The organism is Dyadobacter sp. 676 (assembly GCF_040448675.1).
Taxonomy (GTDB): Bacteria; Bacteroidota; Bacteroidia; order Cytophagales; family Spirosomataceae; genus Dyadobacter.
This window is the reverse complement of sequence record NZ_CP159289.1, coordinates 3,747,219-3,760,000: the sequence shown is the minus strand read 5'-3', so window position 1 is coordinate 3,760,000 and position 12,782 is coordinate 3,747,219. Positions and strand designations below refer to the sequence as shown.

Sequence of the window (12,782 nt, the reverse complement as noted above, 5' to 3'; positions counted from 1 at the left end):
CGGGAACCGGATAGAAGTTGAGGTCGATGATCTTGTTCAGGTTGCGTGTTACCACTTTTGTGATCTCATACAACTTTTGATGATCGAAACGCATGAAACCATCCTCGCCTTGCTCTACGAATTTTGGCAGTGCGATAGACGCCAGGTTACAAACCGCTACTTCGTCAGGCGCAGTGTACTCGATGATTTCAGTACAAAGGTTCGACGATTTAATGGTACCCAGGTTCTGCTGGTTCGACTTGCTGTTCGCATGGTCCTTGTACAACATATAAGGAGTGCCCGTCTCGATCTGTGATTCCATGATCGCGAACCACAGGTCCTGCGCCTTGATGGTCTTGCGTGCCTTGCCTTCGCGCTCGTATTGCTCGTACAGCTTTTCGAATTCTTCGCTATGCGTATCGGCCAGCCCCGGGCATTCGTGCGGACAGAAAAGCGACCACGTATCGTTCGCTTCGACGCGCTTCATGAACAAATCCGGAATCCACAATGCATAGAAAAGGTCGCGCGCACGCTGCTCTTCTTTTCCATGGTTCTTTTTCAGGTCCAGGAAATCGAAAATATCCGAATGCCAGGGTTCAATATAAATCGCGAAGGAGCCTTTGCGCTTACCGCCTCCCTGATCTACGTAACGGGCCGTGTCGTTGAACACGCGGAGCATCGGTACGATACCGTTAGACTGTCCGTTCGTTCCCTTAATATAAGTACCCGTCGCACGGACGTCGTGAATGCTCAAACCGATACCACCGGCCGACTGCGAGATCAATGCGCAGTTTTTGAGGGTGTCATAAATGCCGTTGATGCTGTCTTCCTTCATCGTGAGCAGGAAGCACGACGACATTTGCGGCTTCGGCGTACCGGCATTGAACAGTGTAGGCGTGGCATGTGTAAACCATTTTTCCGAAAGCAAATGGTATGTTTCGATCGCCGCCTGCACGTCGTCCTGATGAATACCGATGGCCACGCGCATGAGCATATGCTGCGGGCGCTCGACAATTTTCCCCTCAACTTTCAGTAAATACGACTTTTCAAGGGTTTTATAGCCGAAATAATCGTAGGAATAATCGCGGTCATATATAATAGTAGAATCGAGCAGCGATGCATTCTGGCGGATCACCTCGTAAACCTCCTTCGAGATCAGCGATGCGTTTTCGCCTGTTTTGGAATCTATATATGTATAAAGACGCTTCATTGTAGCCGAAAACGACTTCAATGTATTCTTATGGAGATTTGAGATAGCGACGCGGGCTGCCAGAATCGCGTAATCGGGGTGCTTGGTGGTCATCGAAGCGGCGGTTTCGGCAGCGAGGTTATCCAGCTCGGCAGTGGTAACGCCGTCATAAATGCCGGAAACAACCTTCTTGGCTACTTCCACGGGCTGGACGTACGTGGCATCCAGGCCGTAGCTCAATTTCTCTATGCGGGCAGTCACCTTGTCGAATTTCACGGATTCGCGGCGACCATCACGCTTTATGACATACATAGACATAGTAATGTGGTGTTTGATAGAACGTTAGTGATGTATATTGTTGGGAGAACAGTCGGAAATGACCTTCAAAAATCTCTTGAAATAACACTAAAGAAATCAGATTCGCAATCGGGATTCTGCTATAAAACCGGGCCTTATCAGCATAGTCCAAATTACTAAATTGTTAAGAAACTAATAACTAGTTGTTTACGGAAAGCTTACACTAAATTGTTTCAAAGAAAAATTTTTAAGAAAAATGTGTTTCAATTTTTGCAAACTTTTTTGGAAGAAAATTTCTAATCAAACTAATGCCACAAAAACGGTATCCCCTGCAAATCAATGCATTAATTCGATTTTCATTATTTATAGTCTTTCTAAACTCGAAAACTTTATAGCGCCTAACCTGTTTCATTTCAACACAAAATATCAATCATTAGCAAATAAAAATTCTCGGATATGAGCACGATTATCGAACAGGCCGACCGCCGGACATTCCTCAAAACGACCTCAGGGCTGGCAGCCGGCCTTGCACTGGGCGGGTCGCTAACAGACGCCGTGGCCAAAGTCGTCGGAAATGCAGCTTACAGCATCCCGCTGGGTGTGTATGCGGCCTACGACAAAGCCGACTTTTTACGCAAATCGGGGTGCGCGTATATCGAAGAGTCCGTGGCAGGCTTCCTGATCCCCGAGGGCGGCGATGCCGGTTACGAAAAGAACCTTCAGCAACTCAAAAGCGAACATTTTCCCATCAGATCGTATGTGATCCTGTTGCCCGCAAGCCTGAAAACGCTTGGTCCCGACGCAAACCATGAAGCAATCCTTCAACGGACCGACACAGTCCTGAAACGTGCCAAAGAATGCGGCTCCCAGTTTATCGTATTCGGTAGCGGTGCTTCAAGAATCATACCCGAGGGCTTCGACCGCGCGAAAGCAAAGGCGCAGCACATCGAACTGACACAAAAAATGGCGCCTCTTGCCGAAAAATACGGGGTTACCATTGCGGTGGAGCCGCTCAACCGCGGAGAAACGAACTTTATTAACAGCCTGGCAGAAGGCGTCGAGATTGTGGATGCCGTAAAAAGCCCCCGTGTGAAGCTGCTTTGCGACATATATCATATGTTAAAGGAAGACGAGCCGGCTTCGGAGATCGTCAAATACGGCAAACACATCGTGCATTGCCACATTGCCGAGAAGGAAAAGCGCACGCCGCCAGGCGTGGCAGGCGACGATTTCAGGGCATACCTGGCCGCTTTGAAGAAAATCGGGTATAAAGGCGGGCTCTCCATCGAATGCTTCGTATACAACGACTTTGAGAAAGAAGCCAGACGTGGCGTGGAGGTGCTCAAACAGCAACTCAGTGAAGTTTAGGCCATTAATTTTCGCCGTATTGTATTAATATTAAAAAAAGATAGCGTTCCGATGCTTGATTTACTAATCAGGATTTTTTACTTTTGCAATCCTTTTGAAAATCGTATCGAAACAAATAATACATATACCGATGAAAAAAGATATTCATCCCAATTACAGAGAAGTAGTTTTCTGGGATCTATCAAGTGACTTTAAATTCCTTACGCGTTCAACCATAGACACTAACGAGACCATTACCTGGGAAGACGGCAAAACCTATCCTGTGTACAAAGTCGAAGTTTCGTCTCAGTCGCACCCTTTCTATACCGGCAAAAACGTACTTGTTGACACAGCCGGCCGCGTCGACAAGTTCAGAAAGCGTTACGGAAAATAAGCGACGCTTGCGGCGGTTACCTGCGTGGTCGAACACAGCAGAGAACGCGAAAAATACAGTGGCAGTCTCCCGACAAATATGCTCGGGAGACTGCTTCTTTTTTTGCCGTAACCAATAAAATGCCCGAACTTTGGTGCGCACATACGTTTTAAAACATGCCAGATATCATTCTGTTCGACGATCCAACGCTTAGAGTTCAACTTTTACCTTTTACATACACAAGACCTGTCGCAGGCATCCGCTGCGGCATTCATACGCTGGCCGAGAAGTGGGCCGACAGGTGCCATTCCCCGGTTTCGTTTCAAACCGAAACCTATCTTTCAGAGAAATATCCGCAACACACCTCCGACGACAACCTGTACATCAACGGCGCATTATGTCCGGATGAGCATCTTACCGGCATTGTCAAAGGATTGCCCTATGGTACGGCCCTTGTTTCGAAACAGGACGAAATCCTGGCCGTCAGAACCCATGCCGCCTGGAATGTATTGAAGGGCACAAGCGGTCTTTCAGTGGTGACCTATGAAGAGCCGTTTACGATGATCCGCCGGCTATGGGATATATTCGGCCAGAATGGGGCACAAATCAAAGCCGATTACGAACGCATTGTTTCCCTTCGGAAATCGGCGGGCATTAATGACCCCTTTACGCATTGCTACGAGCCGGAGCGGATATTCGTGGAAGAGGGCGCGGTAATCAAAGCCTCGGTATTGAATGCGGAAAACGGCCCGATTTATATCGGCAAGAATGCATTGATCCAGGAAGGGTCCATGATTCAGGGGCCATTTGCGATCGGCGAAAACGGCGTTTTGGCGCAGAGCACTAAGATCCGCCCGAATACGACTGTCGGGCCGTTCTCGAAAGTCGGCGGGGAAGTGAGCAACTGTGTGGTCTTCGGTTACAGCAACAAGGGCCACGATGGTTACCTCGGCAACTCGGTGCTGGGGGAATGGTGCAATCTCGGGGCCAACACTAATAATTCGAACCTCAAAAACGACCATACGAACGTTAAACTTCATAGCTACGTCACCAATGCGCTGGCCGACACCGGGCTGCTGTTCTGCGGGCTCATGATGGGCGACTATTCCAAAGCGGGTATTTCGACCATGTTTAACACCGGGACGGTGGTGGGCGTGAGCGTGAATGTGTTTGGCGGAGGATTTCAGGCGAAACATGTGCCTTCGTTCACTTGGGGAGGAGCGGCCGAGGGATATCGCGAATACCGTTTCCCAAAGGCGGTTTCCGTAGCAAAAGATACTGTGAGCCGTCGCGGCGCAACATTCGGAGAAACAGAAGAAGATATTATGCGGGCGGTTTTTGAAAATACGCAAACCCAGCGCGGCCAGTAGGCATTTTTCACCCATTTATCAATTGATTTAAACCGTGCTTTTCAGAGATATTCCGGGACTTGACCATATCAAATCGACGCTCAGGCGCTCGGTCCGGAACAGCCATTTAGCCCATGCGCAGCTATTCGACTACTCCGCCGGAGGCGCTGGTCTGGCGATGGCGCTGGCATTCTCTACCTATATTAATTGTGAAAACCGGGGCGAGGAAGACGCCTGCGGCACGTGCGCGTCGTGCGTGAAGATGGGCAAGCTCGCCCACCCCGATTTCCATTTCATATTTCCCATTGCCACCTCCAAAAAAGTGGATGGCAAAACCAGCGAGGCATTCCTGCCGCTCTGGCGCTCCTTTTTACTCGAAAACCCCTACCGCGTCCTACCCGACTGGCTCGACCACATCGGTGCAGATAACAAGCAGGGCAACATTTCGGTGGAGGAAGCACGCGGGATTTTGCGAAAATTATCCGTTAAAGCGTACGAAGGCGAGTACAAGATTTTGCTGATATGGAAGGCCGACATCATGAATGCGGCTTCTTCCAACGCTATTTTGAAAATTCTCGAAGAGCCCCCTGAAAAAACCTTGTTCATTCTGGTAAGCGATCAGTCGGATAAGTTACTGACCACCATCATTTCGCGGACCCAGCGCATCACGATTCCCGCATTCACCGATCCGGAAATCAAAGCATACCTGAAACAGCAGGACGTGACGGACGCCGCCGCCAGCCAGATAGCCTACCTGTGCGACGGAAATATGGCCGAAGCGTTGAAACTTGTTCAGGAAGAGCAGGATGACCGTTCGGCATGGTTCGCCGACTGGATGCGCTCTTCATACAAATTCGATGTGGCGCATCTGGTAAAACTGGCGGATTCCTACGACGTCATGAGCAAGGAAAAGCAGAAAGGCCTGCTCGAATATGCGTTGCGGTTGTTCAGGGATATGCTCGTGTGGAGTCATGGCGCCGGTGAACTTTTGCGCGTTCCGCAGGAAGAACTTACATTCGTGCAGAATTTTTCCAAAACCGTCAATTTCGATTCGCTGGAAAGAATGATCGGGGAAGTGAACACGGCCTATTACCATATCGAGCGGAATGTACGGGCCAAAATGGTTTTTCTGGACCTGTCGCTGACGGTCGCACAGTTTTTCCAGCGCAGATGAAGCGGCCGCTGGAAACCATAGGCGCAACCGATATAGCGGATTTGCCGGAACTGGGCTGGTACAATGTGCCCGTCAGGATCGATTCCGGTGCCGCAACTTCGGCCATCCATTGTTCCCGCGTGAAACTGGTTGAAGCGGCGGGACGCAAAGAGCTCCACGTTTACCTCGACGCCAAACGCGGAGCGCCTCAACATTTCTTTATAGTAACCGATTTCAAACAAACCGTAATCCGAAACTCGTTCGGAGAAGAAGAGAAGCGATTTGTGATCAAGACACCAATCAGGCTGTTTGGCAGGAAAATACGTACCGAATTTTCGCTGGCCAACCGGCAAAAAATGAATTACCCCATTCTACTCGGACGCAAATTGCTCAAAAACAGGTTCATTGTCGATGTTTCGAAAAAGAACCTGTCGGCTGCAAGGCATTCGCTGACACCAACCCGTTCCCAAAATTAACCAGGACCGAATCCGGGTGCGAATCCCGGGACCAACCTCCATTTTTCTGAAACATTTATGAAAATCGCCGTATTATCCACCAATCCGGATCTGTATTCGACCCGGCGGCTTGTGGAGGCTATCAATCAAAAGGGACACGAAGCGGTTGTAATCGATCATGTCAAATGCTCGGTCATGATCGAGGGCGGCAAGCCGTCCGTTATCTACAAAGGCAAATCCGTGATAGGCATCGATGCCGCCATTCCGCGCATCGGGACGTCAGTGAATGCCTTCGGCTGCGCCGTGGTGCGGCAATTTGAGCTCCTGAAAGTCTTTACCACCGTGAAATCACAGGCCATCCTGCGCTCGCGCGACAAGCTGCGCAGCATGCAGGTGCTTGCGAAGGCCGGTATCGACATTCCGAAAACGGTTATTGCCAAAAACCCCGCCCAGGTCAACGAGCTCATTCACCTCGTAGGCGGCCCACCGGTGGTAATCAAACTGCTCGAAGGAACACAGGGGGTAGGCGTGGTCTTGGCCGAAACGATCAAGGCTGCCAAATCGACCATCGAGGCATTCTACGGACTGAAAGCGAACTTCCTGATCCAGGAATACATCGCCGAATCCAAAGGGGCGGATATTCGTGCATTCGTCATCGGCAATAAGGTGATCGCCGCTATGAAACGGCAAGGCGCCGAAGGCGATTTCCGCTCCAATCTCCACAGGGGCGGCTCGGGTTGCATGATCGAACTTTCGCCCGAAGAAGAGCACACGGCCATTGCGGCAGCGAAGGCATTAGGTGTAAAAATCGCAGGCGTGGATATGCTGCAATCCGCCCGCGGGCCGCTTGTGATGGAAGTGAATTCTTCGCCCGGCCTGCGAGGCATTGAAGAAGTTAGCGGAATCGATATCGCATCGCTGATCGTGTCCTACATCGAAGACAAAATCGTGACCGATGAGGGCGACACGGTTGGCGTTTGAAGGAATAGTGAGCGAATGAGTGAATTGGCCGCGGTGGAACAGAAATGGGTTTGATTGTTTAAAAGTCAATGGGTAACGTGATTTCCGGGAGCAGTTTTTCCAGATTGGCCAGTGATTTTCCGAATTCGGCTTCCATTTTATCTTTTTTGAAGAACCTGAATGAAAGTTGTTTCAACGGGTCTTTTTTGAGATAATATTCCAAACTGAGACGTGTCCGGTTTTCGGCCAGCTTATCCAGCACAAAATAGCACACGCCGGTAAATTTCTCGTCCGATTCGCTAAAAATGACCCGTGATTCGGGATCGTACGAGAATCCGCTGGCATACATGATCGTTTCCGAATCCTCGCGTACGCACTTGTGACGCGACCCGATACCGGGGAGAAAGTGGTCCAGCTCTTCGATGGATTTCACGCCGTCCTGCCAGCGGGGCCGCAGTTCGAGGTGGCCCGAGGTGAAGAATACCTTTTTAATATCCACGTCATATTCCCTTGAAACAGACACCATTTTGACCTTTTCTTTCGGTTCGAGCAATGGCGGTTTATAGGGCGGAATGCTGTTCTTCAACGGGCCTATCTGGGTGTATTGAAAAGGGATCTGATCGTTTTCCGTCGTTTTCGAGCCGGGGTGCCATTGCATCCAATCCGTAAAACCGTTGGGGGCCTGCCCATTCAACAGGTTTTGGGTTACCAGCCAGTATTCGTGCTGCTCGATATCGTTTTTGAGCAACTGATGCGCAACGATAATGTCTTTTCCAATCAGTTTTCTAAAATTCTTGACCTGATAGGTCGTAAACTCGCCGTAATGCGCCACCACTTTCAATGTGAGATTTACGGCCGAAATACAGGATTTACATTGACAAAACCGGCGGTTATCGTAGGCGATCAGGTATTTGTGAAAATCACAAAACATCCGCTCTACCTGCCGGTACAGCGTTTCCAGCTCCGGCGCTTGTCCGAATTTGAAGAAAAGGATCGCATCTCCCTCTATTTCCGAAATCTCCAAGCCGATCTGGTTCGCATTCACGAGCGTTTCCAGCAACTCCTGGATAATCTGCCGGCCATGCTGAATTTCGATTTCATGCATAAACTGCGTAAAACCGCTGATATCGGGAATGAAGATGAGGCCTTTATTTTCCATGGTGCTGAGTTTGATCGGTTAATTTACGGGTAATTTTTAGTCATTGTATCAGATGTCTGTCTCAAATAATTAGTACAATTGTCAAAATCGGGCTGGCTCGTCTTGGCATAAACCAGTAACTTCGCCGCCTGAAAAAGAAGCACTTTAATTACTGCAACGATCGACGTTCATGGACATACCCCAAAGCGGAATAATCGCCGCTTACCTGGGACCAGGAGGCCGAATCCGCCGAATGGAATTCTCCGAGTGAAATGAAAGAGCAATACCCGAAATGCGTCGGTGCTCAGCCGGAAACGGGTGGTGTTCAACATCCACGGGAACCTTTACCGGCTGATTGTGGGTATTGAATATAGATCAAAAAGCCGGAGGTGCTTTCTATTCTCGGTTACCGGTCGCGCTAAGTCTGAAATTCTTTCAGGCAAACGAAAATTGAGTTTAAGTACGATCCGCAGGCTGAATGAGAAACTTCATATTCCGGCGGTGATTTTAATACAGGCCTATTAAAACAAAATCCGGCCTTACATTATAGAAATAATCATGCATATCAAAATAGGGACCCGCGGAAGCAAGCTGGCGCTTTGGCAAGCGTATTACGTCGAAGAGCTTTTGCAGCAAGGCGGGATTGAAACGGAAATCGTCATTATCGAAACAAAGGGCGACAAAATCCTCGACCGCTCGCTGTCCAAGATCGGAAGCAAGGGGGTGTTCACCGAAGAGCTGGAAGACCAGCTCCGGAGCGGCGATATCGATATTGCCGTCCATAGCGCCAAAGACCTGCAATCCCAGCTCGACGACGCATTTGAAATCATCGCGTTCACCGAGCGCGAACATGCCAACGATGTGCTCGTAAGCCACGATACCAGCTTATCGCTGAAGAGCGGCGAGTCATTTACCGTAGGAACGTCGTCCACGCGCCGGGTAGCGGTTTTGAAGCACTATTATCCGCATATCAAAACCGTGGACATGCGAGGCAACCTCCAGACGCGCCTGCGTAAACTCGAAGAAGGCCATTGCGATGCGCTCCTGCTTGCATATGCGGGCGTGCACCGCATGGAGTACGACGATAAAATTGCGGAACATTTGCTACTCGACGAATTCACTCCGGCTGTGGGGCAAGGCAGTGTGGCCATCGAATGCGCGGTTTCCCTTCCTTCCGAAAAGAAAAACAAACTCAGGGAATTGCTCAACCACGAACCAACCGAGATTTGCCTGCTGGCCGAAAGGGCATTCCTGAAACGCCTTCAGGGTGGTTGCAGTATTCCGGTTTTCGGTATGGCGACGCTGCACGACGACGAAATCCGCATGACCGGCGGCATTATCAGTCTCGACGGCACCGAACTGATCCGAAAAACGGGAAACGGCGCGCCGGCATTTCCTCATGAACTGGGAACAGCATTGGCGGAAGAACTGCTGGAAGCGGGAGCCGATCGCATTCTGGCTAACATCAGGCAACAGAACGCTTCGCTATAAAATCCTGGAAAAACAAAAGAAGCCCGGTTGATGCTAACCGGGCTTCTATAATTTATGTTCTCTGCTAATTTTTTCGGGTGGAGTCAGCCGGGGTAACCGGTTTCGCCGGAGATGCGGTGGAATCCGCAGGAACTGCCGGGCGGCCGGTACTGTCGGGCTTCACCGTGCTGCTATCCGGACGAATGCGGGTAGAATCCGGCCTGAATTGCGTTGAATCACGCTTCATGGTCGAATCGGGGCGTGTTCCGGGCTGGCCTGGGAAGCCTCCCACGCGGGCCGGACGTGCGGTACTATCCGCAGCTGCCGGTCGCACACCTTGCGAACGACCCTGCCCGCCGTTGTCGCGTCCGCCCGCTGCCGGCGTAATAGCTGGAGTAACAGCAGGCACCTGCGCACCTCCGCCGGCATCCATACCGCCGCCGTCGCTCTTCTGGTCGTCGTTATTTACCGACTTTCTTCGGCGTGGCTTTTGCTCCACGAAAGTCATCTTACCGAAGCGATAAGAGAAATTTACGCGGAAACCGCGGTTATACAGATAATTGGTATTGTTTTGTGTAAATGTCTTCGATTCCAGACTGGTCTTCATTTTGAAAGACGGCGCGAGGAAGTTTTCCATTCCAAAACCAATGCTTCCGCGTTTGTTCTTGAAGTCTTTGCGGATACCGAAGTCGTACATCCGGAAACCTGCCTGCGTACCTTGCAACTGCACATCGCGGCCGCGCATGAAGCCACCCGCCTGCAAGCCCCAGCCATCTTTGATGTTGAGGCTCGTGCGGAAACGGCCGCTCAAAACAAAGCCGCTATTCGAGTTCTTCAATGCGGGATCGGGGCTGTTATTGGAAAGATCGGCATAGTAGAAGTCAAATCCACCGCCCAATTGCCATCTTTTAAAGAATGTCACGTTTCCGAAAATGTTGGCACCATAGTTCTTTTTTGAACCGATGTTGCCATAAGTAGTCGTGATCACCCCGTCGGCGCTGGTTGTACGGATGCTTTCAATGGAGCTATTGGTGAAACGGGCGAATGTGGACACGTTGATGTACATCGTGTTTTTGAAGAAACTCGTCCCCAACTCGATCTGATCCGTGAGTTCCGGTTTCAGGTTCGGGTTACCCACTGTTACGTTTTGCGGGTTGGCGGCATTCAGGTTAGGGTTCAGGAACTGGATTCCCGGGCGCTGCAGACGGCGGTTGTAGGCCAGTTTAATGGTTTGCCCCTTCCCGAACGTCTGCGAGAGGTTAATGCTCGGCACGAGGTTGCCATATGCAGGCAATTTGAGATCTCCCGATTCTCCCTGCGTGGCATCGATACTCGTATACTCGTAGCGCGTGCCGGCTTTTACGGTAAATCGGCTCTTGGTGGTGAATGTATAGGACAAATATCCCGCCGCCACATTCTGGTCGTAATTCAGATTGCTGGCTGGTTGTGCCTGTCCGATCTCGCTGTAATAATCAAAATTACTCACAACCTGCCGGAAAATGCCCTTACCACCGATTTCCAGCATCTGGTTGTCCCTGATAGGCGTTTGATAGTCGACCTGTACGGTGCTCTCCTGGTTATGGCTGCTATTGTTGTTGCCCAGCGCGCCGAGTAGTTCTTTCAGTTGGGAATTGCTCAAAGCATAAACATCGGCGTCGTAATCGTTCGTGCGGTTATTCCGGCTGTATTGCGTCGAAATACTCAGTTCCTGGCCCGGTTTAGCCAACGTCTTCATATAATCCACATTCACGTCCCACGTACCTGAAAGGTCTTTGCTGCTCACGTCGCGGAAACTGGTCCGGGTGGTATCGTTTACGGTATTAAACGTGTAAAGTTCCTGGTCGGCTTTGTTGTTACGCATTCCGTAGCGTACGCCGGCCGACAATGACGTTTTAGAGTCGATTTCCCAGTCCCAGCCGAAGTTGTACGAACCGAATGCCATTTTGTTCTTGGAATCGCTTTTCTGCTGAACCGAGAAATCACTCAGCTTACCCACCTGCAAATTCTCCGATTTACCCGGCATATTATAGTTGAACCGGCCGAAACCGCCTAGACTGAAACCCATCTTGCCTACACGGTAGTTGCCCCGCAAACCCAGGTTGGAACCACGGTTACCGATACCCGTATCGAGATTGAGCGTACCGCCCTGGATAGTGCTTTTTTTAGTAATGATATTGATAATACCCGCCGAACCTTCCGCATCGTAACGCGCCGACGGCGAGGTGATCACCTCCACCGACTTGATCATATCCGCGGGAATCTGCTTCAATGCGTCGGCCACACTGGTTGCAATGATAGTCGAAGGTTTATTGTTAATCAGAACGCGCACATTGGAACTACCGCGAAGCGAAACGTTGCCATCGAGGTCGACGGTCAGCATCGGCACTTTCTTCATCACGTCCGAAGCGTCACCGCCTCTGCTGGTAATGTCTTTTTCGGCATTATAAACGAGCCGGTCGACCTTCTCTTCTACCATCTGCGCCATGCCTACCACCTCGACTTCATTAAGCTGGACCACATCCGGTACGAGTGTGACCGTCCCCAGGTTCAGCTCCGTCCTGCGGTCGATTTTGACATTATCGATGGTCTTGGTTTTATAGCCAATAAAAGAAATCAGGATCTTGAAATTACCCGACGCGACTTTCGTCAGGGTAAATTCCCCCTTCTCGTCGGTGGTCGTACCGTCGATAGGGTTATTGGTTTTGGTATCGACCAGAGATAATGCTGCAAATTCTACCGGTTTTTTGGAAGTCGAATCCACGAGCACGCCGGTGATTTTTCCGTTACCTTTAGGAGTATCTTCTGCCGTTCCCGGAATGACCGTCTGTCGCTGCTGCCTGTTGCCACCACGGAAATCTCCGCCACCACCGCCGCGAAAACCGCCCCCACCGCCTCCTCCGCCCGGAAACTGGGCGAAAGCCGATGTAAGCCCCGAAAACACAGCCAGGAATGTTAGTTGTAAAACAAGTTTCATGGTTTGGGTTTTAAAAGTGTACTATTCGAATTTCAAAATAACAACCTAACTATTTGCGATAAAAAAGGAATAGATGGATAGGTTAGATGTACCGATCA

At 50.3% G+C, this 12,782-nt stretch carries 11 protein-coding genes (1 of these 11 only partly in view); 8 read left to right on the top strand and 3 right to left on the bottom strand.

From position 1 onward, the window contains the following. A protein-coding gene (locus ABV298_RS16940; RefSeq protein ID WP_353717378.1) for a ribonucleoside-diphosphate reductase subunit alpha crosses the window boundary here: on the bottom strand, positions 1–1,480 show its 5' portion. It extends 965 nt beyond the left edge of the window; only the first 1,480 of its 2,445 coding nucleotides appear in the window; the start codon lies at positions 1,478–1,480; its stop codon lies beyond the left edge, outside the window. A gap of 441 nt (positions 1,481–1,921) precedes the next feature. Here ABV298_RS16940 and ABV298_RS16935 point away from each other — a divergent pair, with 441 nt between their 5' ends. The 6 genes from ABV298_RS16935 (at position 1,922) to rimK (ending at position 7,123) form a co-directional block, all read left to right on the top strand. Next, complete coding sequence (locus ABV298_RS16935; protein ID WP_353717377.1) at positions 1,922–2,833, top strand: sugar phosphate isomerase/epimerase family protein; 912 nt, start codon at positions 1,922–1,924, stop codon at positions 2,831–2,833. Between the two features lie 130 nt (positions 2,834–2,963). Further along, entirely contained in the window at positions 2,964–3,206 is a 243-nt protein-coding gene (locus ABV298_RS16930) for a type B 50S ribosomal protein L31 (protein ID WP_353717376.1), read from the top strand. Positions 3,207–3,361: 155 nt separating this feature from the next. Continuing rightward, on the top strand, positions 3,362–4,555 hold the full coding sequence (locus tag ABV298_RS16925; RefSeq protein ID WP_353717375.1) for a putative sugar nucleotidyl transferase: 1,194 nt from the start codon (positions 3,362–3,364) through the stop codon (positions 4,553–4,555). Positions 4,556–4,589: 34 nt separating this feature from the next. Next, positions 4,590–5,708 carry a DNA polymerase III subunit delta gene (locus tag ABV298_RS16920; RefSeq protein ID WP_353717374.1) on the top strand — a complete coding sequence of 373 codons (1,119 nt, stop codon included), beginning with the start codon at positions 4,590–4,592 and terminating at the stop codon, positions 5,706–5,708. Beyond that, on the top strand, positions 5,705–6,163 hold the full coding sequence (locus tag ABV298_RS16915; protein WP_353717373.1) for a RimK/LysX family protein: 459 nt from the start codon (positions 5,705–5,707) through the stop codon (positions 6,161–6,163). The genes ABV298_RS16920 and ABV298_RS16915 overlap by 4 nt, the downstream gene beginning before the upstream one ends. 57 nt (positions 6,164–6,220) lie before the next feature. Beyond that, entirely contained in the window at positions 6,221–7,123 is a 903-nt protein-coding gene (gene rimK / locus ABV298_RS16910) for a 30S ribosomal protein S6--L-glutamate ligase (protein WP_353717372.1), read from the top strand. A 58-nt stretch (positions 7,124–7,181) separates the two neighbouring features. Here rimK and ABV298_RS16905 read toward each other — a convergent pair whose 3' ends face one another. After that, the gene (locus ABV298_RS16905; RefSeq protein ID WP_353717371.1) at positions 7,182–8,261 is read right to left on the bottom strand and encodes a DUF2652 domain-containing protein; all 1,080 of its coding nucleotides are present in this window, start codon (positions 8,259–8,261) and stop codon (positions 7,182–7,184) included. A 279-nt stretch (positions 8,262–8,540) separates the two neighbouring features. Here ABV298_RS16905 and ABV298_RS16900 point away from each other — a divergent pair, with 279 nt between their 5' ends. Together ABV298_RS16900 and hemC are read left to right on the top strand one after the other, a co-directional pair. After that, positions 8,541–8,765 carry a type II toxin-antitoxin system HigB family toxin gene (locus ABV298_RS16900; protein WP_353717370.1) on the top strand — a complete coding sequence of 75 codons (225 nt, stop codon included), beginning with the start codon at positions 8,541–8,543 and terminating at the stop codon, positions 8,763–8,765. A 33-nt stretch (positions 8,766–8,798) separates the two neighbouring features. Then, positions 8,799–9,731 carry a hydroxymethylbilane synthase gene (gene hemC, locus ABV298_RS16895; RefSeq protein ID WP_353717369.1) on the top strand — a complete coding sequence of 311 codons (933 nt, stop codon included), beginning with the start codon at positions 8,799–8,801 and terminating at the stop codon, positions 9,729–9,731. A gap of 64 nt (positions 9,732–9,795) precedes the next feature. Here hemC and ABV298_RS16890 read toward each other — a convergent pair whose 3' ends face one another. Beyond that, positions 9,796–12,684, bottom strand: a complete 2,889-nt coding sequence (locus tag ABV298_RS16890; RefSeq protein WP_353717368.1) for a TonB-dependent receptor — start codon at positions 12,682–12,684, stop codon at positions 9,796–9,798. Positions 12,685–12,782: the final 98 nt, after the last annotated feature.

Excerpts from the sequence above, each read along its gene's own strand:
- ABV298_RS16890 (WP_353717368.1), bottom strand. The coding sequence starts at position 12,684 with ATGAAACTTGTTTTACAACTAACATTCCTGGCTGTGTTTTCGGGGCTT.
- ABV298_RS16925 (WP_353717375.1), top strand. The coding sequence starts at position 3,362 with ATGCCAGATATCATTCTGTTCGACGATCCAACGCTTAGAGTTCAACTT.
- rimK (WP_353717372.1), top strand. The coding sequence starts at position 6,221 with ATGAAAATCGCCGTATTATCCACCAATCCGGATCTGTATTCGACCCGG.
- ABV298_RS16930 (WP_353717376.1), top strand. The coding sequence starts at position 2,964 with ATGAAAAAAGATATTCATCCCAATTACAGAGAAGTAGTTTTCTGGGAT.
- ABV298_RS16935 (WP_353717377.1), top strand. The coding sequence starts at position 1,922 with ATGAGCACGATTATCGAACAGGCCGACCGCCGGACATTCCTCAAAACG.
- ABV298_RS16905 (WP_353717371.1), bottom strand. The coding sequence starts at position 8,261 with ATGGAAAATAAAGGCCTCATCTTCATTCCCGATATCAGCGGTTTTACG.
- hemC (WP_353717369.1), top strand. The coding sequence starts at position 8,799 with ATGCATATCAAAATAGGGACCCGCGGAAGCAAGCTGGCGCTTTGGCAA.
- ABV298_RS16915 (WP_353717373.1), top strand. The coding sequence starts at position 5,705 with ATGAAGCGGCCGCTGGAAACCATAGGCGCAACCGATATAGCGGATTTG.